The organism is Arthrobacter sp. SD76, from assembly GCF_049726125.1.
GTDB lineage: Bacteria > Actinomycetota > Actinomycetes > Actinomycetales > Micrococcaceae > Arthrobacter > Arthrobacter nitrophenolicus.
The window spans coordinates 4188670-4208393 of record NZ_JBNBLR010000001.1 but is presented as its reverse complement, the minus strand read 5'-3'; the positions used below and the strand labels follow the sequence as shown (position 1 = coordinate 4208393).

At 66.3% G+C, this 19724-nt stretch carries 18 protein-coding genes and 1 pseudogene; 13 read left to right on the top strand and 6 right to left on the bottom strand.

Translation table 11 applies throughout. The annotated features are described in order from the left end of the window. Positions 1-4: 4 nt before the first annotated feature. Positions 5-349, bottom strand: a complete 345-nt coding sequence (locus tag ACPEE0_RS20350) for a hypothetical protein (RefSeq protein ID WP_424575176.1) — start codon at positions 347-349, stop codon at positions 5-7. Next, positions 346-1464 (bottom strand): arabinan endo-1,5-alpha-L-arabinosidase, encoded by a 1119-nt coding sequence (locus ACPEE0_RS20345; RefSeq protein ID WP_424575175.1) that lies wholly within the window; start codon positions 1462-1464, stop codon positions 346-348. The genes ACPEE0_RS20350 and ACPEE0_RS20345 overlap by 4 nt, the downstream gene beginning before the upstream one ends. A 295-nt stretch (positions 1465-1759) precedes the next feature. On the opposite strand from ACPEE0_RS20345, the gene ACPEE0_RS20340 reads away from it, so the two are divergent. The 7 genes from ACPEE0_RS20340 (at position 1760) to ACPEE0_RS20310 (ending at position 9634) form a co-directional block, all read left to right on the top strand. Then, positions 1760-3091 carry an ABC transporter substrate-binding protein gene (locus ACPEE0_RS20340; RefSeq protein WP_009358079.1) on the top strand — a complete coding sequence of 444 codons (1332 nt, stop codon included), beginning with the start codon at positions 1760-1762 and terminating at the stop codon, positions 3089-3091. 17 nt (positions 3092-3108) lie between these two features. After that, complete coding sequence (locus ACPEE0_RS20335) at positions 3109-4017, top strand: carbohydrate ABC transporter permease (protein WP_407710285.1); 909 nt, start codon at positions 3109-3111, stop codon at positions 4015-4017. An 11-nt stretch (positions 4018-4028) separates the two neighbouring features. Next, entirely contained in the window at positions 4029-4982 is a 954-nt protein-coding gene (locus ACPEE0_RS20330; RefSeq protein WP_407710286.1) for a carbohydrate ABC transporter permease, read from the top strand. 3 nt (positions 4983-4985) lie between these two features. Continuing rightward, positions 4986-6341, top strand: a complete 1356-nt coding sequence (locus tag ACPEE0_RS20325; protein ID WP_407710287.1) for an arabinan endo-1,5-alpha-L-arabinosidase — start codon at positions 4986-4988, stop codon at positions 6339-6341. 7 nt (positions 6342-6348) lie between these two features. Next, entirely contained in the window at positions 6349-6975 is a 627-nt protein-coding gene (locus tag ACPEE0_RS20320) for a YesL family protein (RefSeq protein ID WP_424575174.1), read from the top strand. A gap of 120 nt (positions 6976-7095) precedes the next feature. Then, positions 7096-8601 (top strand): alpha-N-arabinofuranosidase, encoded by a 1506-nt coding sequence (locus tag ACPEE0_RS20315; RefSeq protein ID WP_424575322.1) that lies wholly within the window; start codon positions 7096-7098, stop codon positions 8599-8601. Between the two features lies 1 nt (position 8602). Further along, the gene (locus tag ACPEE0_RS20310; protein WP_407710289.1) at positions 8603-9634 is read left to right on the top strand and encodes an arabinan endo-1,5-alpha-L-arabinosidase; all 1032 of its coding nucleotides are present in this window, start codon (positions 8603-8605) and stop codon (positions 9632-9634) included. A gap of 3 nt (positions 9635-9637) precedes the next feature. Here ACPEE0_RS20310 and ACPEE0_RS20305 read toward each other — a convergent pair whose 3' ends face one another. From ACPEE0_RS20305 to ACPEE0_RS20295, 3 genes are all read right to left on the bottom strand, one after another. Continuing rightward, a complete protein-coding gene (locus tag ACPEE0_RS20305; RefSeq protein ID WP_009358073.1) occupies positions 9638-10666 on the bottom strand; it encodes a LacI family DNA-binding transcriptional regulator in 1029 nt (342 codons plus the stop codon). Positions 10667-10762: 96 nt separating this feature from the next. Further along, positions 10763-11926: a ribosome small subunit-dependent GTPase A gene (gene rsgA, locus ACPEE0_RS20300; RefSeq protein ID WP_407710290.1), complete on the bottom strand. Its 1164-nt coding sequence runs from the start codon at positions 11924-11926 to the stop codon at positions 10763-10765. A gap of 250 nt (positions 11927-12176) precedes the next feature. Further along, positions 12177-12413: a zinc-ribbon domain-containing protein gene (locus ACPEE0_RS20295; RefSeq protein WP_009358071.1), complete on the bottom strand. Its 237-nt coding sequence runs from the start codon at positions 12411-12413 to the stop codon at positions 12177-12179. A gap of 157 nt (positions 12414-12570) precedes the next feature. On the opposite strand from ACPEE0_RS20295, the gene ACPEE0_RS20290 reads away from it, so the two are divergent. Beyond that, on the top strand, positions 12571-13722 hold the full coding sequence (locus tag ACPEE0_RS20290; RefSeq protein WP_035752809.1) for a GGDEF domain-containing protein: 1152 nt from the start codon (positions 12571-12573) through the stop codon (positions 13720-13722). Here the strand turns inward: ACPEE0_RS20290 and ACPEE0_RS20285 are convergent. Beyond that, positions 13678-14784, bottom strand: coding sequence for a LacI family DNA-binding transcriptional regulator (locus ACPEE0_RS20285; protein ID WP_407710291.1), 1107 nt, complete (start codon positions 14782-14784; stop codon positions 13678-13680). The genes ACPEE0_RS20290 and ACPEE0_RS20285 overlap by 45 nt on opposite strands. 173 nt (positions 14785-14957) lie before the next feature. On the opposite strand from ACPEE0_RS20285, the gene ACPEE0_RS20280 reads away from it, so the two are divergent. From ACPEE0_RS20280 to ACPEE0_RS20260, 5 genes and pseudogenes are all read left to right on the top strand, one after another. Further along, complete coding sequence (locus tag ACPEE0_RS20280) at positions 14958-15818, top strand: ABC transporter substrate-binding protein (RefSeq protein WP_407710292.1); 861 nt, start codon at positions 14958-14960, stop codon at positions 15816-15818. Positions 15819-15896: 78 nt separating this feature from the next. After that, positions 15897-16684 (top strand): annotated as a pseudogene (locus ACPEE0_RS20275) (amino acid ABC transporter permease). Next, positions 16681-17460 carry an amino acid ABC transporter ATP-binding protein gene (locus ACPEE0_RS20270; RefSeq protein ID WP_133350207.1) on the top strand — a complete coding sequence of 260 codons (780 nt, stop codon included), beginning with the start codon at positions 16681-16683 and terminating at the stop codon, positions 17458-17460. Before ACPEE0_RS20275 ends, ACPEE0_RS20270 begins: the two are co-directional and overlap by 4 nt. Further along, the gene (locus tag ACPEE0_RS20265) at positions 17460-18503 is read left to right on the top strand and encodes a Gfo/Idh/MocA family protein (protein ID WP_407710293.1); all 1044 of its coding nucleotides are present in this window, start codon (positions 17460-17462) and stop codon (positions 18501-18503) included. The genes ACPEE0_RS20270 and ACPEE0_RS20265 overlap by 1 nt, the downstream gene beginning before the upstream one ends. Positions 18504-18578: 75 nt before the next feature. Further along, positions 18579-19700, top strand: coding sequence for an NAD(P)/FAD-dependent oxidoreductase (locus ACPEE0_RS20260; protein ID WP_407710294.1), 1122 nt, complete (start codon positions 18579-18581; stop codon positions 19698-19700). Positions 19701-19724 lie beyond the last annotated feature (24 nt).

Sequence of the window (19724 nt, the reverse complement as noted above, 5' to 3'; positions counted from 1 at the left end):
AGCCTTACCTGCCGGGAGGGGCGGGGAAGCCGACGGCGTCAGTGGCAGCCTTGCCGTGGGCGTTCCGGAACACTGCCCGGACCAGCAGGCCTGCATCGCTGTACGTGCCGGAGGACACTTCGAGCGTCGAGCGGTAGCTGCCTTCGTCCGTCCGCTTCGTCACGGGCTGGTGGTCCGCCCGCTGCCAGCTTGCGCCGCCGTCGTACGAAATTTCCCAGACTGCCACCGGACCCGGCGTGCCGCCCGCGGTGGCGGTAAACGTGACGGCGCCGCCTGCTGCGGCCGCCTTTGGCTGCTTCAGGACCGACGGCGTTTCCACGGTCTGGTTGAAGACCGGCCAGCCGTTCACCCAGTCAATCTTCTGGATGCCGAGGGTTGGGAAATACGGGATGTCCTGTTGGAACCGTCGTAGTAGTGGAAGGCCAGGTAGTCGCCAAAGACGGACTGGCCGCCCGGGCCGGTGATTGCGCCATGCGAATCGAGGACGACGGATCCGCCGCCGCCGAACATGTCGCGCCCTTCCTGGTCCAGGTACGGGCCCTTGACCGAGGTGGAACGGCCCACGGCCACCTTGTACGTCGAATCACCGCCGCGGCAGCAGGCGTCAAAGGAGACAAAGAGGTAGTAGTAGTCCCCGTGCCTGGTGATGTACGGCGCCTCGATGGGGTTCCCGGGCATGAACCGGTCCGCGATGTTTACGGCTTTGGACTCCCATCCGGCAACCGGCTTTCCGCTCGGCCACTCAAGTTGGACCAGGAAGATGCCGTACCAGAACGAGCCAATGGCCATGTAGGGGGTGCCGTCGGCGTCCTCGATGATGCCGGCGTCGATGGCGTTGAAGGTCTTGGCGGGATTGGCCGGGTCGAGGCCGGTGGCGGGGGAGGAGACCACCATTCCCTGGTCCACCCATTCGTAGTCGGGGTCGCTGGGATCGAGCGTGGTGTTGGTGGCAAGGGCCGTGAGCGACTTGTTTCCGCCGAAGCGTGACGCCGAGTAGTACAGGTAGTACGTGCCGTTGTGTTCGGTGATTTCCGGCGCCCAGAGGTTGCCGGGCAGCTCGCCGTCAGAGAAGTGTTCGTCGATCCATGCCGGGATGCGGTCCCAGACCGTCCCGGCGTACTCCCAGGTTGTCCCATGGTCGCGGGAAGTCCACACCTGGATGGTGCCGCCGTTTTCCCGGTTCACCAGGCCGGTGGAATAGACATACCAGGTGCCGTCGGCGGCAACGATCAGCGCCGGATCGTGGATGGGCGAGGTTTCGCCCACAACCGTCTTTCCACCGGGCAGGTCCACGGGAAGCTTCTGCTGGCCCGGCGGTTCTCCGGCCTGGCTGATCTGGCTCTTGATGGCGTGGGTGACGGGAGCGGGGCCGGCGGCGGCCGTCGTCGGCAGTGCGGCTGCCAGGGCAAGGGTTGCAGCTGCTGCCAATCCTGCGGCGCGCAGCACCCAGGGACGTGACGTCATCACGTGGTCCTTCCGGGAGAGAGGGGCTGGTCGGCAGCAGGGATGCGCGGCGCCGTTTCATTGCAACGTTGTAAGAAAAATATGGCATGGATCACGTTTTGGGTCAATGGCGGCGGAATCGCGCCGGAAACAAATCCGGCGCCGGCCCCTTGACGCCGGATGAGGGCCTGTGTGATGGTTCTTACAACGTTGCAAGAAACGCCCCGGATGCCGGTCCGCCACCGCGGACAGTGGGGCTCCCGTATCGCCTCACCCATACACTTGTGTGCTCCACCCAACCCGGAAGGACTGCGTGATGATGAAGTCACGTCCCATGGCCGCGACCCTGGCGCTCTTTACCGCCGCCGGCCTGATGCTCGGCGGTTGCTCCGCCCCCTCCGCCGAGGACAGCGGCGAAAAGAAACTCACGTTCATGTTCAGGGGAGGTGAGGACGAGAAAAAGGCCTATGAGCAGGCAGTCTCGCAGTTCGAAGCGGATAACGGGGTGGACGTGGAAATCATTGTCACCACCGCGGACCAGTACGCCACCAAGCTGAAGGCGGCGATCGCCGGCAAGCAGGTTCCGGACGTCTTCTACATCGGCCCCGGCGACGTCCAGGCCTATGTGCAGAACGGCATCGTCAAGGACATCACCGAGTACGTTGAGGGCTCTGACACTATCGACCTGGACAACATCTGGGAATACGGCGTGGACAGCTACCGGTATGACGGCAAGCGCGTAGGTGAAGGTGCCATCTACGCCCTGCCCAAGGACGTGGGCCCGTTCTCCTTCGGCTACAACAAGACCATGCTGGAAAAGGCAGGAATCCCGCTGCCGGACAAAGACAAGCCATACACTTTCGACGAGTTCGTGGCAGCCGCGAAAAAGCTCACCCAGGACACAAACGGCGACGGCACCCTTGACCAGTGGGGCACCGGCCTGAACGTCCAGTGGAACCTGCAGCCCTTCGTCTGGTCCAACGGCGGTGACTGGCTCAACGAAGACCGGACAAAGGTGACGGTGGATACGCCCGAGTTCGCTGAATCGCTGCAGTGGTTCGCGGACCTGCAGAACGTCCACGGCGTCACGCCGTCCGTGGCTGAGGCGCAGACCCTGGACACCTACCAGCGCTGGATGAAGGGCGAAATCGGGTTCTTCCCCATCGCCCCCTGGGACCTGTCCACTTACCAGAAGCTGGGCTTCGACTGGGACGTCATCCCCTACCCGGCCGGGGACAGCGGCGAAACCGCCAGTTGGATCGGAACGCTGGGCATCGCCGTCTCCGAAAGCACCAAGCACCCGGAGGACGCCGTCAAGCTCGTGGAGTACCTGACAGCCAACAAGGAAGCCCAGCAGAGCCTGGTGGACGCCGGCATCCAGATCCCCAACCTCAAGGACATGGCCGAGGCCTGGGCTGCGGACACCAGCACCAAGCCGGCCAACAAGGAAGAGTTCCTGCAGATCGTGAAGGACTACGGCCGCGCCCTGCCCGGCGGCAATACTTTCAACGCCGAGTGGTATGACGAACTGTTCACCAACATCCAGCCCGTCCTGGACGGCAAGCAGACCGCCGCCGACTACCTGAAGGAAGCGCAGCCCAGGATGCAGGAATTCCTGGACGCCGCCAACCAGCAGGCCGGAAACTAGCGGGAGGGATCACCGGTATGACAACAACCACAACGCGCCCGCGCCGCTCACGGCTCCACCGGAAAGAACACCAGGCGGCCCTCGCTTTTGTTGCCATACCGGTGATCGGCTTCCTCCTCTTTACGCTCTTCCCGCTCCTTTTCTCGGTGTATGCCTCCTTCACCAACTGGAACGGCATCTCGGCGCCGGTCTTCAAGGGACTGGACAACTACACCAAGATGTTCGGTGACCGCTACTTCCTCCAGTCGCTGTGGAACACCCTCTACATGATGATCGGGATCCCCGTCGGCCTGGCCATCTCGCTGGGCCTGGCGCTGGCCATGAACCGGAAGATGCGCGGAACCACCTTCTTCCGCACCGTCTACTACCTCCCGGTCATCTCCTCGATCGCCGCCGTCGCGATTCTCTGGCAGTGGGCCTTCAACGGAGACTTCGGCCTGATCAACCAGGGCCTGGCCCTGGTGGGAATTGACGGCCCCAACTGGCTCCAGGACACCAACACCGTCAAGCCGGCCCTCATCATCATGGCCATCTGGAAGGGCCTGGGGTACTCCATGCTGCTCTACCTGGCCGCCCTCCAGTCGGTGCCCCAGTACCTCTACGAGGCAGCGGCCCTGGACGGCGCATCGGCCTGGCAGCAGTTCCGGCACATCACCATCCCCATGGTCCGGCCGGTCACGTTCTTCCTGATCGTCACCAGCATCATCGGCGGCTCCCAGATCTTCGTGGAAATCAACATCATGACCCCCACCGGTGGCCCCGAGTTCCAGTCCGCTTCCATCGTTTGGTACATCTGGCAGAAGGCGTTCGACAACCTCCAGATGGGTTACGCGTCCGCCATGTCCGTGGTCCTGGGGCTGCTGGTTTTCGCTATCACCTTCATCCAGTTCCGGCTCAACCGCCGCAACCAGTTCTCGATCGATTGAGGCAGGCAGCCATGTCCGCACAGCATGTCATCACCACTCCGCCGCTGGAACCCACGCAGGAACTCCCCGACGGCAGCGGGGGCGCAGGTAAGTCTGCTTCCCGCCCCACAGGCGGCCGCCCGCGGTCCACCAAGGAAACGCTCCGCGTTGGCAATGTCATCACCACCCTGGTCCTGAGCGTGGGCGCGATCGTCATGATTGCCCCGCTGGCCTGGACCTTCTCCACCTCCCTCAAGACGAAGGACGGGGTGTTTGCGCTTCCGCCGCAATGGATTCCGGACCCCTTCGTCTGGGAGAACTACGCCCGCATCTGGACTGCCGGCCCGCTCCTCAGCGGCATCCAGAACAGCCTGATCGTGGCCTGCTCCGTGACCATCGTGGGTTCACTGACGTCCGCGCTCGCAGCCTTTGCCTTCGCGAAGATGCGCATGCCCTTCAAGAACGTCCTGTTCCTGGGACTCCTGTCCGGGCTCATGATCCCGTTTCCCACGCTGATGATTCCGCAGTTCACCATCTTCGCCAGCATCGGCTGGGTGGACACGCTTCTGCCGCTGATCGTGCCGGGACTCTTCGGGAACATCATCATGATCTTCTTCCTGCGCCAGTTCCTGAACAGCATCCCCGATTCCATCGTGGAGGCGGCCCGCATCGACGGTGCCTCCTACCTGCAGATTTTCTGGACCCTCATCATGCCCGCCATCCGGCCGGCGCTGGCGGCGCAGTTCATCCTCTGGTTCATGGCCATGTGGAACGACTACCTGGCCCCCATCATCTACCTGAATTCGCCCGGCACCCAGACGCTGCAGCTGGTGATCGCGAACTTCAACGCCCAGTACGCCATCCAGACGGACTACCCGTTGATCATGGCGGCGTCCTTCGTGGCGCTCCTGCCGGTGCTGATCGTCTTTGTGGTCTTCCAGCGCCAGATCATCGAGTCCATTGCGCTGTCCGGATCCAAGGGCTGAGCCGTGGCCACCGATACTGATGTTTCCCGCGAACTGCTTCCGCTTCCCGCTGGCGCCAACCCACCATCTGCGTCATGGGGCTCCCGCCACGCCCACGACCCTACGGTGGTGCAGGACGACGGCACCTACTTCATGTTCTCCACCGATGCCGTTGCCAACGCGCAAGATATTCCTGCAGGGGTACATATCAGGACCTCCACCGACCTCGTGGAGTGGACCTACGCCGGCACGGCGTTCGACGGCGTCCCGCAACCAGCCGCAGCCTGGTCCGGCGCGCAGGGCCTCTGGGCGCCCGATGTGGTCCGCTGGCCCGGCGGCGGATGGCACATGTACTACTCGGCGTCCACATTCGGCTCCAACACCTCAGCCATAGGACTTGCTGTTGCTTCCTCACCGGCCGGGCCCTGGGAGGACCGCGGCCTTGTGGTGGCCACCCGCGCCGGCGAACATTCCCAGAACGCCATAGATGCGGCGGTCACCTTCGATGCCGACGGAAAGCCGTGGCTTACGTACGGGTCCTTCTTCTCGGGGATCTACACGCTGCCGCTGGACGCCGCAACGGGCCTGGCCCTGGTGGAGGGCGACCTCGGAACCGTCATCGCCCGCCGCCCCAAGTCCGTGGAGGGCGCAGTCGAAGGGGCTTTTGTGCTGTACCGCCCGGAGGACGATGCGTATGTCCTCTTTTGCTCCTACGACTCCCTGTTCAGCACCTACAACATCCGGGTGGCGGTGGCGGACTGCATCACCGGCCCCTACCGCGACTTCCTGGGCAACCCGATGACGGACCTGGAGTCCCCGCCCGCGTCGGTGGGTACGAAGGTGCTGGGCAGCTACCAGTTCGACGGCGGCACGGGCTGGCTCGCGCCGGGCCACAACTCTGTCCTGACGCAGGAGGGGCCGGACGGGCGGGCCGAGCACTTCGCGGTCCACCACGTCCGCTTCGCGGCTGATCCCAGCCAGCATGTGGTGCAGCTGCGCCGGATCTTCTTCACCGCTTCCGGCTGGCCCGTCGTCGCGCCCCAGCCCTTCGCAGGGGCAGGGCGTGAGGCGCTGCCTACTTCCGTTCCAGTCGCGGGAACCTGGCAGGTCCTCCGCTTCGCCCCGGAATCGCCTGACCTCGTCACGGCGGTGGCCCTGAGCGTCGAGTGCATTGACGCGGGCGGAGCAGTTTCCGCGGGCGCCCCCGAACAGATGAGGCTCCGCGTTGCTGCTCCCGGCAGCCCCGATGGTGCCGTTGAACTCGATGCCGTGGTTTTTGGTTCCTGGGACTGGTCCCGCAGCCGCCCGGCCTTGTCCTTCAGCGGCCTGGACCAGCACGGGGTGGCCTGGAGCGGAACCCGGATGTCGCCCTATGAATGATCAGCCGATGGGGTGGGCAGGCCGCCTGATGGGCTGGCTCCGCTTCTCCACAGCCCTGGTCCTGGTCAACGTGCTCTTTGTGGCAGGAACCCTGGCCGGACTCGTGGTCCTGGGCCTGTTCCCTGCAGCAGTGGCCGCGAGCACGGTCCTGGGCAGGCTGCGGGACGGTTCGGCCGGAGACCATGTGGTACGTGACTTCGTCACCGCCTACCGGTACCAGTTCCGGCGCGCCAACCTGGTGGGAGCCGCGTTCTGGACCGCCGGCGTCGTACTGGTATTCAACGTCGGGACCCTGCTGGGTCCGGCTGGGACCGCGATGCCGCCCCTGATGCGGGCCGTCCTGCTGGTCCTGTCCGCGGTGGTCGCCGCCGTGACCATTGCTGCAGCCGCTACGGCGGTGTCCATCTGCGCCCGGTACCGGGACACCGTTAGCAGGACATGGCGGGCAGCGTTCATGCTGCCGCTCATCTCGCCCGTGATGGGCCTTTCCCTGCTGGCAACCCTGGCGGCGGCCACTGTCATTTTCTCCGGAATGACGGTGCTGGTGCCCCTGGTCGGCGCTTCGCTTCCCCTGCTCCTGTCCGGATGGCTGGTGGGCCGGAGGCTCGGCGGGCTGGAGCCCGCAAGCCCCTAAGCCGATCTGCACCCTCACGCACACTTCAACTCGTCCTTCGCTAGTTCTACAACGTTATAAAGAATAGGAAAAACCGTGACCATCACCTCCGCCGCTGCCGAACAGACCCACCTGGCTGTCGTGGCACCCACTGTCATCACCGTGAACCGGGACGCCGTTGTGGCCCCCGTCAACCGCCGGATCTTCGGCTCCTTCGTGGAACACCTCGGCCGCTGCGTCTACGACGGGATCTACGAGCCCGGCCACCCCACTGCCAATGAGGATGGCTTCCGCCTGGACGTCATCGAACTGGTCAAGGAACTCGGCTCCAGCACCATCCGCTACCCCGGCGGCAACTTTGTCTCGGGCTACCGCTGGGAGGACGGCGTGGGCCCCCGCGACCAGCGGCCCGTGCGGCGGGACCTCGCCTGGCACTCACTCGAATCCGAACAGGTGGGCCTGGACGAATTTGCCCGCTGGTGCAAGCTCACCGGCTCGGAACTCATGATGGCCGTCAACCTGGGCACCCGGGGCATCGAGGCCGCCCTGGACCTGCTGGAGTACACCAACCACCCGTCAGGCACGGCGCTCAGCGAGCAGCGCATCGCCAACGGTGCCAAGGACCCGTACAACATTCGCATGTGGTGCCTGGGCAACGAGATGGACGGGCCCTGGCAGATCGGGCACATGTCCGCCGAGGACTACGGCAAGCTGGCTGCCCGCACCGCGTCGGCCATGAAGACTGCGGACAAGAACCTGGAACTGGTGGTCTGCGGCTCCTCCGGGTCCGCCATGCCCACGTTCGGCGAATGGGAGCGCGTGGTCCTGGAGCACAGCTACGACTACGTGGACTACATCTCCTGCCATGCCTACTACCAGGAGCGCAACGGCGACCTGGGCTCCTACCTGGCGTCCTCGCTGGACATGCAGTACTTCATCGAAACCGTGGTGGCCACCGCCGACCACGTCAAGCACAAGCTCAAGAGCAAGAAGACCATCCAGCTCTCCTTCGACGAATGGAACATCTGGTACCTGGACGAGCACCAGGCTTCCGACGAGGTCAACGAGGAATGGACGCACGCTCCGCGCCAGCTGGAGGATACCTACTCCGTGGCCGACGCCGTGGTGTTCGGCAACCTGCTGATGACGCTCCTGAAGAACCATGACAGGGTGGCCGCAGCCTCCCTCGCCCAGCTGGTCAACGTGATTGCCCCCATCATGACCGAGCCCGGCGGCGACACCTGGCGCCAGACAACGTTCTTCCCGTTCTCCGTCACGTCCCGGCTGGCAAAGGGTGAGGTGCTCCGTCCCCGCATCGAGGCAGGAACCTACACGACGGCGGTGTACGGCGATGCCCCGCTGGTGGACTCCGTGGCAACCACCGACGCCGCCACCGGAGAGTCGGCCATCTTCCTGGTGAACCGCAGCCAGACCGAGTCCATCGACGTGACCGTCAACGTCGCTGAACTCAACGCCACGGTGGTCACCGAGGCAGTGACCCTGCACGACGAGGACGTCTACGCCAAGAACACCCTCCAGGACCAGGACCGGGTTGGCCTGAAGCAGCTCGACGGCGTTGTCCTGGACGAGGGCACGCTCACGGTGACGCTGCCTCCGGTGTCCTGGTCCGCCGTCGCGCTTGGCTGACGTGCCGTCACCAGCCACAGGCGCCGCTGCCCGCCGCCCGCCGGGGGCCTGGCTGGCAGCGGCGCTGGCCGCCGTCGTCCTTGTCCTGGCCGGGTGCGCCGCACCCGGGGCGGCACCCGAGGCGAAGCACGCCGGACTCACGGGCGATTTCTTCACCCACGATCCGGCCCTGGTCAAGGGGGAGGACGGGGAGCCCTGGTTCATCTATTCCACCGGCAACGGGCAGGTGGCAGACGGCAACATCCAGGTGCGTCGGTCCGCGGACGGCGTGGACTGGGAGTATGCCGGCGAGGTGTGGCAGGAGAAGCCGGCCTGGCTTGCGGAGGCGGTGCCGGGTGTGGACAACCTCTGGGCGCCCGAACTCTACGAGCATGACGGGACCTGGTACCTCTACTACTCCGCCTCCACCTTCGGCAGGAACCTCTCCGTCATCGCCCTGGCCACCAACACCACCCTTGACCCTGCGGACCCCAACTATGAGTGGGTGGACCGGGGCGAGGTGATCTCGTCCAAGGGGAAAGCGTTCAACGCGATTGATCCGGGCATTGCCGAGGACCAGGACGGCAGGCCTTGGCTGTCCTTCGGATCCTTCTGGGCCGGGCTGCAGCTGGTGGAGCTCGAGTGGCCAAGCGGCCTGCGGGCGGGGACGGAAGAACCGGTGGCCATCGCGGACCGGCAGGCCCCGCCCAACGCCATTGAAGCGCCCTATATCCTGCCGCACGACGGTGCCTACTATCTGTTCTTCTCCCGCGATTTCTGCTGCCAGGGGCTGGAAAGCACCTACAACATCGCCGTCGGGAGGTCGGACAGCATCACCGGCCCCTACGTGGACGCGGAGGGCAAGGACCTGCTCGACGGCGGCGGCACGCCGTTGCTCGCATCCGACGGCGGGCGGGTGGGGCCGGGCGGGCAGTCCGTCTCCGGGAACGTCCTTGCCTTCCACTACTACGCGGAGGAGCTCGACGGCGCTTTCCGGCTGGGGCTGGCCGGGCTGGAGTGGAAGGACCGCTGGCCAAAAGTGCGGTGGGAGTAGGCCCTACGCCGGGACGGCCGCCGCGCGTCCCACTGTTGACTCCCGCGGCACCACCTGGAATGCCGTCTCGACCTCGCGGGGCGGCATTCCGGCCGGGTCCTTGATGCGGTCCATCAGCATCCGGATGGCAGTCTCGGCAATCTCCGTGCGGCCGGGATCCACGGTGCTGAGGGTGGGAAGGGAGTACCGGGTTTCGTCCAGGTCGTCGAAGCCGATCACCGCCACATCGTCCGGCACTCGGAACCCGGCCTCCTGCAGCACCCGCACGGCACCCTGGGCGAGCGTGTCATTCAACCCGAAGACGGCATCAAACTGGGCCCCGCGGTCCAGGAGGTCGTGCATGGCGGCGGCGCCGTTGGACCGGTGCCAGTCCACCACGTAGGCCACGATGCCGTCGTCGTACGGAATGCCCCTGGCCTCGAGGGCCTCCCGGTAGCCGCGCAGGCGGAGGCCGGCGGAACCGATGACCTCACCCTCGTGGGCGCCCACCACGGCGATCCGCTTCCGGCCCAGGTCCAGCAGGTGCTCGGTGGCGGTGCGGGCCGCCGTCACGTTCTGCATGGTGACGTGGTCGGAGGTGCTGCCGAAGATGCGCTCGCCGAGAAGTACGATGGGCACCTCGGCCTTGATCAGGTCCGCGTCCTCCTGCCCGAGCGCCAGGGGGCTGAAGATCAGGCCGTCGGACATCTTCAGCCGCGGGCTGGCCATGACCTCGAGTTCCCGGTCGCGGTCGGCGCCGGTCTGCTCCACCAGCACCACCAGCCCGCACTTTGCCGCGGCCTCGATGACGGCGTCGGCCAGTTCGGCGAAGTAGGGGAGGCTCAGCTGGGGCAACGCGAGCGTGATGGCGCCGGTGTGTCCGGAACGAAGGCTGCGGGCCGTGAGGTTGGGCCGGTACCCCAGCTCGCGGATAGCCTGCTCCACCTTGGCGCGGGTGGATTCCCGGACGTGCGGGTGGTTGTTGATGACATTGGACACCGTCTTGAAGGACACGCCCGCTACCCGGGCAACATCGTGGAGCGTGGCCGCCATGGATCCCCCTGCAAAAGGTTTGAGGCCCGGAGGCCGGTTACGCTGAGTTTACAACGTTGAACGCCTCTGGTGCGCTCACCGCCGGCCTCCGGACCCTCACCGCCGCCGCTTCCGGTCCTTCCCGCCGGCGCGGTCCTGCCGTTCGGCCAGGTCCCGCTCCGCCCAGCGCTGCGACTTCCCGGCCGACACCACCTTATGGTGCCATTCCCGGTGGTACGCGCGCTGGGCGGCCACGCTGCTGCGCCGGGCCAGGGCGGCCAGCTCGCGCTGCAGCTTCAGGTAGCTGTGCCAGCGCCGCTCGGGAAGGCTGCCGTCCGCGAGGGCCTCCTGTACGGCGCAGCCGGGTTCGCCCTGGTGGGAGCAGTCCGAGAACCGGCACCCGGCGGCCAGTTCCTCCACGTCGCCGAACATGTCCTCCATGCCGTCTTCGGCGTCGAACAGCCCGAAGCCGCGCACCCCTGGTGTGTCCATCAGCACGGTCCCGTTGGCAAGCGGCACCAGCTCCCTGGACGTGGTGGTGTGCTTGCCCTTGAAGTCGCCGGAGCGCACCGCGCCGGTGTGCTGGACCTCGCGGCCAACCAGGGCGTTGATCAGCGTTGACTTCCCTGCCCCGGAGGGTCCCAGGAGCACGATGGTGCCGCCCGGAGGGATGTGCTGCAGCAGTTCGTCAATCCCGTCGCCGTTTTCCGCGGACGTGGTCACCACCTCCACCCCGGCGGCCTGCAGAATGACTTTCCCGACGACGTCGTCCGCCACTGCGGCGAGGTCGGCCTTGGTGATGATCACCAGGGGAGTGGCGCCGGAGTCCCACGCTGCCACAAGGGTCCGCTCCAGCCGGTTGTGGGTCAGCGGCCGGTCCACGGGAACCACCACCCCCACCACGTCCATGTTCGCCGCCAGGACCTGGGCCGCGGACGAATTCTCGAAAGCCCGCTTGCGGCTCAGTTCGGACAGCCGCGGCAGGACGGCCAGGATCTGGCATTCACCGGCGCGGTTGGGGCCCGTCCAGACCCAGTCTCCCGTGACGGGAATGCCGCCGGCCAGGGGATAGGGAAGATGCAGGAGCTGGTTGTCCACCGCCACGAGCAGGAGGTTGCGGTCCACGCGGACCACCCGGCCGCGGCCGGTTGCTCCCGGCAGCGGGTGGGCGGCGAAGTGCCGGGCCACTGCCGGTGTATAGCCATAGGCCACCGGCCCGCCCGGGTCGCTTGAATTGTCTGTTGCACTGCTGGTCAGGGAGAACCCTGAAGGATTGGTCACGTCGGTTACCTCGGGTAAGTCCCGCAGCACCGCCCAGCCGAAAGAAAAAGGGAAGTCAGGCTGGAACCGTGCAGCGGAGGGAAATGGTCTGGTTGATGGGTGCGGGGCGCTCCGGGCGCACGGCAACTGCAGTCATCAAAACCACCTCCATTCCCTCCAAGGGTCCTCTCCGCTCTGCCGGGGACGGCAGGGGCGACCGTGTCCCACTCTAGCCGCGGCCGCCGCCGGGGGCCAGAGCCAGAACGGAAACTCAGCGCTGCAGTTCCAGGGCGCGTTTCTGCCGCGCCGAGATGGAGGAGACGTAGCCGCAGTTGGAGCACGTGATGTTGTATTTCCGGGAGGTGGTGAACACCGGAATGAAGAACAGCGTGAACTTGGTGGCGCGCTCTTCCAGGTGGTGATGGACGAAGGAGCGGCAGTACTGGCAGGTTGCGGGCTTTCCTGGCAGCGCCTTGAGCACCGTCTTGAAGCCGAAAAGGAGGAGCATGGCGGGCCTTTCGTGGTCCTGTCCGGGAATCCTGTGCTTATCGCACCACCTTAGGCGGTTTCGCCGCGGCTGTTCATGGGTACGACGCCGATGCGCGTGCCCGGTGAGATACTGATGGTCGGCACAGCATTCGGCGTTGGGGGGGGACTTCGAAGACATGGTTCTGGACACCGCGACCCTCCGGATCGCCTTCGGCCTGATGGCCCTGGTCCTGGTGCTGCTGTTCTACTTCTCCGCCTACCGGATCACGCGCTCGCCGTACAGCGGCTGGTGGTGCCTGGCGCTCCTGTTTTTCCTTACGGGGTCCGCCTGCTTCCTGCTGGACGGCACAGTCCACCAGATATGGGCCAATCCGCTGGGCAACGTGCTGCTGGTGCATGGCGGGGTGGCGGTCTGGGCAGGTGCGCGGTCGTTGCGGACTGTACCTCCGCCGAAGTGGGCGTTCACCGGCATCCCGCTGGTCACGCTGGTGGCCTCCGTCCTGGACAACCCTGCCACGAACACCTGGTCCGGCGGCCCGGTGTTCCTCGCCGCGATGAGTGTCAGCATCGGGCTGGCGTCACGCGAGCTCTGGCGCCTGGAGCCGGGCTATTCGCGGGTCCGGATCCCCATGGCGGTATCCGCCGGCGGCCTGGCCGTCTTCTACTTCTTCCGCTGGGTGGCGTTCCTGTTCGAGGGACAGCACGGGCCCACCTTCACCACGGTCTTTGGCTCTGCAGTGACAACCCTGGTGACCATGGTGCTGCTGGTGGTGGTCTCCTTCAGCATGGCGGCGCTCAGCAGCGAGCAGCAGACGCGGGCCCTCCGGGTGGTCGCGTCCCGGGACGACCTGACCGGCCTGCTCAACCGCAAGGCCTTCGTTGACCTGGCCGCCGAGTTGCTCTCGGACCGCACCATCACGCGCGGTTCCGGCGCCCTGATCCTGGCGGACCTGGACCACTTCAAGACCGTCAACGACACCTACGGCCACGCCGCCGGGGACATCGCCCTGCAGCGCTTCGCCGAAGCCTGCACCGACACCGTCCGGTCCACGGACCTGGTGGGCCGGTACGGCGGCGAAGAATTCGTCCTCCTGATTCCCGGCGCCAGTGCTGAGCGGGCCGAACTGATCGCGGAAGAGATCAGCCGCCGCCTGGCCTCCGCGCCAACGGTGGACGGCATGGAAATGCCGACTGCCAGTTACGGAATTTCCACGTACGACGCCGGGACCGCCGAGGTGGACAGCGTCATCGCCGCCGCGGACGCGGCGTTGTATGTGGCGAAGTCAGGGGGCCGCAACCGTACGGCCCGCAGCGACCGGCTCCTGTAGGTCCGGGCACGGTCCGACCGAACCGCGCCGCACCAGGGTAGCCGTGAACTGCGCCGGTGCGGCAGGCGGAAGGCCCTCCACCTGGCGGATCAGCGCCTTGGCTGCAGCCACACCCATGTTGTAGACCGGCTGGGCGATTACGGTCAGGGGCGGGGTGGTGAGCCGGGTCCAGGGGAAGTCGTCGTACATGAGGAACGAAACATCGCCGGGAATCGACAGTCCAAGTTCCTGGATCGCCTCCACCACGCTGAGGGCGATCAGGCCATCGGAAGCGACCACCGCAGTGGCCCGCTCCGGCCCGCGAAGGACGTCCCGGGTAATGCTGCGGATGGATTCGGCGTCTCCGGCATTCAGCCGGACCAGGTCCTCCGGGAACGGAAGGCCTGCCGCCAGGAATGCCCTCTGCATTCCCTCCAAACGGTCCTCGATCTGCGACGAGTCCAGCGTCATCCCCGGCTTGTAGGGGGCGTCGGTCCGCAACGTGGAAATGAAGGCGATCCTGCGGTGGCCGGCCTCGAGCAGATGCTGCGTGGCCTCGAGTGAAATCTTGGCCATGTCCACTGCCAGCGTCTCCACATCCAGGTCCCCGCCGGTCCGATCAATAAAGACCAGAGGGCGGCCTGACTGGTGCACCTGCTGGAGGTGCGCGGTATCCACCGATGATGCGGGTGCGACGATCAGGCCGTCCACCCGTTTGTCCAGCAGGATCCGGACGGCCTCCACTTCGGCCGCCCGGTCCTCATCCGTGTTGACCAGGATGACGTTGTAGCCCGCTTTCTTCGCGGCGTCGGTGATGCCCCGGGTGGCAAGGCCGAAATGCGGGTTTTCGATATCGCCCACCACCACGCCGATGGTGTGCGATTTCCCCGTGTTCATGCTGCGGGCAAGCTCGTTGGGGCGGTAGGAAAGCGCCTCGGCTGCGGCGAGTACCCGTTCGCGGACATCGTCGCTGACGGCGCCGTAGTTGCCCAGAGCCCTTGCGGCCTGGGCCTTGGACACTTGGGCTGCCTTCGCGACGTCGGCGACGGTCACGTCCCGCCGCCTCGCTCCTTCACCGTTCATCTTCACCTTTCGACGGGGCTGTTGACGGCCCATGTGAGTTCGGCTACATTTCTATCAATCGATGTGAGTCCGGTCTCAATCCTAGGTGTTGAGACCGGACTCAACAAGAACATCGGCCACTTTCTTTGGCGGCCCTGACAGCACCGCCTCCCCATCAACGATTGGACAACGCTGTGAAAAAACTGAACTTCCGCCCCGCCGGCCTGGCTGCGGCCGCCCTTGCCACAGTGCTTGCACTCTCCGGCTGCGGCTCCACCACTGCCGCCTCCACCACCACGGAGGACAACCCCTACGGCCTGATCCAGCCCGGCACCATCCGGGTGGCCAGCCTGGGTGACTCGAAGCCGTACACCTTCGCGGATGCCTCGGGCAACTTCACGGGTTTCGATGTGGAACTCTTCAAGGACGTGGCCCACCGCGCCGGCGTAGACAACGTGGTCTTCACCGGACAGGACTTCTCCGGCCTCCTTGCCGCCGTGGCCAACGGGCAGTTCGACGCCGGAGTGGCCGCGATCGGCATCACGGACAAGCGCAAAGAGACCGTGGACTTCTCCGACGGCTACCTGGCCGGATACCTGACCGTCATCACCACCAAGACCTCCGGCATCACCAGCGCCGACGGCCTTGCCGGAAAGCGGCTGGGCGTGGTCCAGGGGACCCTCCAGGAAGCCTATGCCGTGAAGAACTTCACGTCGGCCAGCCTGGTCCGTTTCCCGGACAACAACACCGCCATTGCGGCGGTCAACAGCGGTACCGTTGACGCCCACTTCCTGGACTACGAGGCCGCAAAGGCCTACCAGGAACAGCACGGCTTGGTCAGCGCCGCGGACATCCCGTCCTTCGACGCCCCCGCAGGGTTCGCCGTGGCCAAGGACAAGCCGGCCTTCAAGGAAGCCCTGAACAAGGGACTCGCGGAGGCCATGGAGGACGGCACCTGGAAGAAGCTCTACCAGAAGTGGTTCCCGGGTTCCCCGATGCCCGAGCAGTACCTGCCAAAAGCCGAGCAGACCGCCTCGCCTGAGCCCAGCAAATAGGCCCAGGCCGTTTACCGGGCGGGCTGCATCCTGCAGTCCGCCCGGACCGTCAACACCATCTAACGTCTGAGAGCAACCATGGACTGGCTCAACACCATCATCCGTACCTTCTTCGACTTCGGCGCGATGGCCGAGGTCCTTCCCCAGCTGCTGGGGGTCGGCCTTCTCAATACCCTGATCATTTCCATCGCAGCCACCCTCCTTGGCACGGTGCTGGGAATGGTGGTTGCCGTCATGGGCATTTCCCCCTCCAAGTGGCTGCGCGTTCCGGCCAGGATCTACACGGACCTTTTCCGGGGCCTGCCCGCCATCCTCACCATCCTGCTGATCGGCCAGGGTTTCGCACGCCTCAGCCAATCCATCTTCGGTCCGTCGCCCTACCCCTGGGGATCATCGCGCTCAGCCTGATCGCCAGCGCGTACATCGGTGAGATCTTCCGGGCCGGCATCCTCAGCGTGGACAAGGGCCAGGGCGAAGCCTGCCGGGCCCTGGGCATGAGCTACGCCAAGTCCATGGCCCTGGTGGTGGTGCCGCAGGGTGTCCGCCGGGTCCTTCCGGCACTGGTGAACCAGTTCATCGCCATCGTCAAGGACTCCTCGCTGGTCTACTTCCTGGGACTGCTCGTCAGTGAACGCGAACTGTTCCGCGTGGGACAGGACGCAGCTGTCCTGTCCGGCAACCTCTCCCCGCTGGTCGCCGCGGGCGTCTTCTACCTGGTGATCACTGTTCCGCTGACCCACCTCGTGAACTACTTCGACAACAAGTTCCGGACCGGCCGCCGTCGCCCCGCCGCCCCCACCAGCGGGCTGAAGGAAGTCAAGGAACTCGACGCGGCCTCGCCGCTCACCACCGGGAGCAACACATGAACCTGCCAACTACAGCCGCCCACAACGCCGCGGCGGACGCCTCGACGTTCCACGGCTCAAGCCTGGAACTGCGCAACCTGACCATGGCCTACGGGGACATCAACGTCCTGCGCGACGTCAGCCTCACTGTCGCTCCGGGCACCACCACCTGCATCATCGGACCATCAGGTTCGGGCAAGTCCACCCTGCTGCGCGGGATCAACCGGCTGCACGAACCGAAGAGCGGCGAGGTGCTGCTCGCGGGGGAAAGCACCCTCAGCGCCAATCCCGATACCCTGCGGACCCGAATCGGCATGGTGTTCCAGCACTTCAACCTGTTCCCGGACCACACGGCCCTGGAGAACGTGGCGCTGGCCCTCTGGAGCGTCAAGGGGATGCCCAAGGCGCAGGCGATGGAGCTCGCCCGCCGCCGCCTCGCCGAGGTGGGGCTGGCGGAGCGGGCCGACCACCGGCCCAGGGACCTGTCAGGCGGCCAGCAGCAGCGCGTCGCCATTGCCCGGGCACTTGCCATGGAGCCTGAGGTCATGCTTTTCGATGAAGCCACCAGCGCGCTGGACCCGGAACTGGTCAAGGGCGTGCTGAACCTCATGGCCGGACTGGGCCGCCGCGGAATGACCATGCTGGTGGTGACCCACGAGATGGGCTTCGCCCGCAGGGTGGCCGACCAGGTGGTCTTCATGGACGAAGGCGAAGTGGTGGAGGCCGGTACCCCCGCCCAGCTGTTCGACAATCCGCGCAGCGAGCGGCTCCAGCGCTTCCTGTCCGAGGTGCTGTGATGCGGACCGTTGCAGCGGCACCCATCCGTACTGCCGTCGTCGGCTTTGGAATTTCCGGCCGCGTGTTCCACGCTCCGCTGATCGCCGCGAATCCAGGCTTCTCCCTCGACGTCATCGTCACCTCACACCTGGAGCGGGTGGCTGAGGCAGCCAGGCTCTACCCGCAGGCCCGGATCCTCCCCACCCCGGAGGAACTCTTCAAGGAGGCAGGAAACCTCGACCTGGTTATCCTTGGCACTCCGCCGGACACCCACTTCGGGCTGGCCGCCACGGCCATCGCCCACGGACTGCACGTGGTGGTGGACAAGCCCTTCGTTCCCACGTCGGACCTGGGGGCGGAACTGATCAGCAGGGCGGCCGACGGCGGGGTGCAGCTCACCGTATTCCAGAACCGGCGCTGGGACGCCGACTTCCTGACCCTCCGGAAAGTCCTGGCGTCGGGCGCACTCGGCGAAATTAGCAGCTTCGAGTCGCGCTTTGAGTGGTGGCGTCCCGAAGGCTTCGGCAACTGGCGGGACACCGTGTCCCTCGCCGAGGGCGGCGGCATCCTGCACGACCTGGGGGCGCACCTCATCGACCAGGCCATCCAGCTGTTCGGCCCGGTGGACAGGAGCTACGGCGAGACGGCGAACCGCGGGCCCCACCCCGATGCCGCCGATACCGAGGCCTTCGTGTCACTGCAGCACGCGTCCGGCGTCCGCTCAAGGCTGTGGATGAACGGCATGGCCGCCCAGGCTGGTCCGCGCTTCCACGTCCTGGGCTCCCGGTCCGGCTATACAAAGTGGGGACTGGACGGCCAGGAACCTGCCCTCGCGGCCGACCTGCCGCCGTCGGACCCCGCCTACGGTGTGGAACCCCAGGAGCGTTGGGGGCTCCTGGGCGCGGACGGTGCCACCGTTCCCGTGCCAGCGGAGCGGGGAGCCTACCCGCAGTTCTACGCCGGGCTTTCCGCCGCACTGCGCGGAGACGGACCGTTGCCCGTCAACCCGTCCGAACCCCTCGAGGTGCTGAGGGTCATCGAAGGCATCCACGCCCTGGCCTGACATCAGGCACCCCGCCATTTTTCGCTCCGGCGCGTCGCCGCGCCACCACCATCACGCTTCACAGAAAGGGACACCATGTCCTCTGCAGCCTCCACCAAGCGCGTCGCCGTCATCGGCGGCGGCATCCTGGGCGTTTCCACCGCCGTCCACCTGCTCCGCGAAGGCGCCTCCGTCATCCTGCTGACCGAGCGCGGCCTGGCCAGCGAGGCCAGCGGCCGGTCACTGTCCTGGCTCAATTCCGCCGGCGAACGCTCCACCGCCTACCACCAGCTGCGGGTCGCCGGCGTGGACCGCTACCGCACCCTCTTTGCCGCTGACCCCACCCGGGAGTGGCTGCAGTTCGGCGGCGGCCTGATGTGGAATACCGAAGGTCAGCAGGCTGCCACCGAGTTCCGGCACGCCTACGAGAAGTCCATCGGCTACGACTCCAAGCTCCTCGGGCCCGGTGACATCGCTTCCGCTACCCCCGGCATCGACGCCGCCGCCGTGCCGGAAAAGGCCATCTTCAACCCGGGCGAGGGCTGGGTCAGCCTGCCCGACCTGATCGACTTCCTGATGGAGGAATTCCACTCCCGCGGCGGTGAACTCGTCCTGAACGCGGGCAAGACCTCCGTGACGATGGAGGGTGGACGGGCCACGGGGGTGGAAACGGCCGCGGGCGGGACCTACCCGGCCGACGCCGTCCTGGTGGCGTGCGGCGCGGCGACGCCCGCCGTCGTCGAACCCCTTGGCGTCCGGATCCCCAACGGCTCACCGGTGTCGATGCTGGTGGTGACCAAGCAGGTGCAGCACGATGTCGCTGCGGTGATGAACACCCCGCGGGCCGCGCTCCGGCCCAATCCCGGCGGCACGTTCGCGCTGGACCACGACTGGTACGAGGAGCACATCACCGAGCACGCGGACGGCTCGTTCAGCATCCCGGATGAGGTTGTGCAGGAGCTGGCCGACGAGGCGTCGAAGCTGGTTGCCGGCAACCCGGAGCTCAAGCCGGCGTCCTGGAAGATGGGCTACAAGCCGATCCCCGGCGACGGCGAGCCGGTCCTTGGCGAACTGGGACAGGTGCCCGGCTGCTTCGTCGCCTTCACGCACTCCGGCGCCACCCTGGGCCTCATTGCCGGTGAGCTCCTGGCCGGCGAGATCCTGACCGGCAGGAAGCACCCCATGCTCGCCACCTTCCGGCCGGGACGGTTCTCCTAAGCCTCATACCCGGAAAGAGCGGGG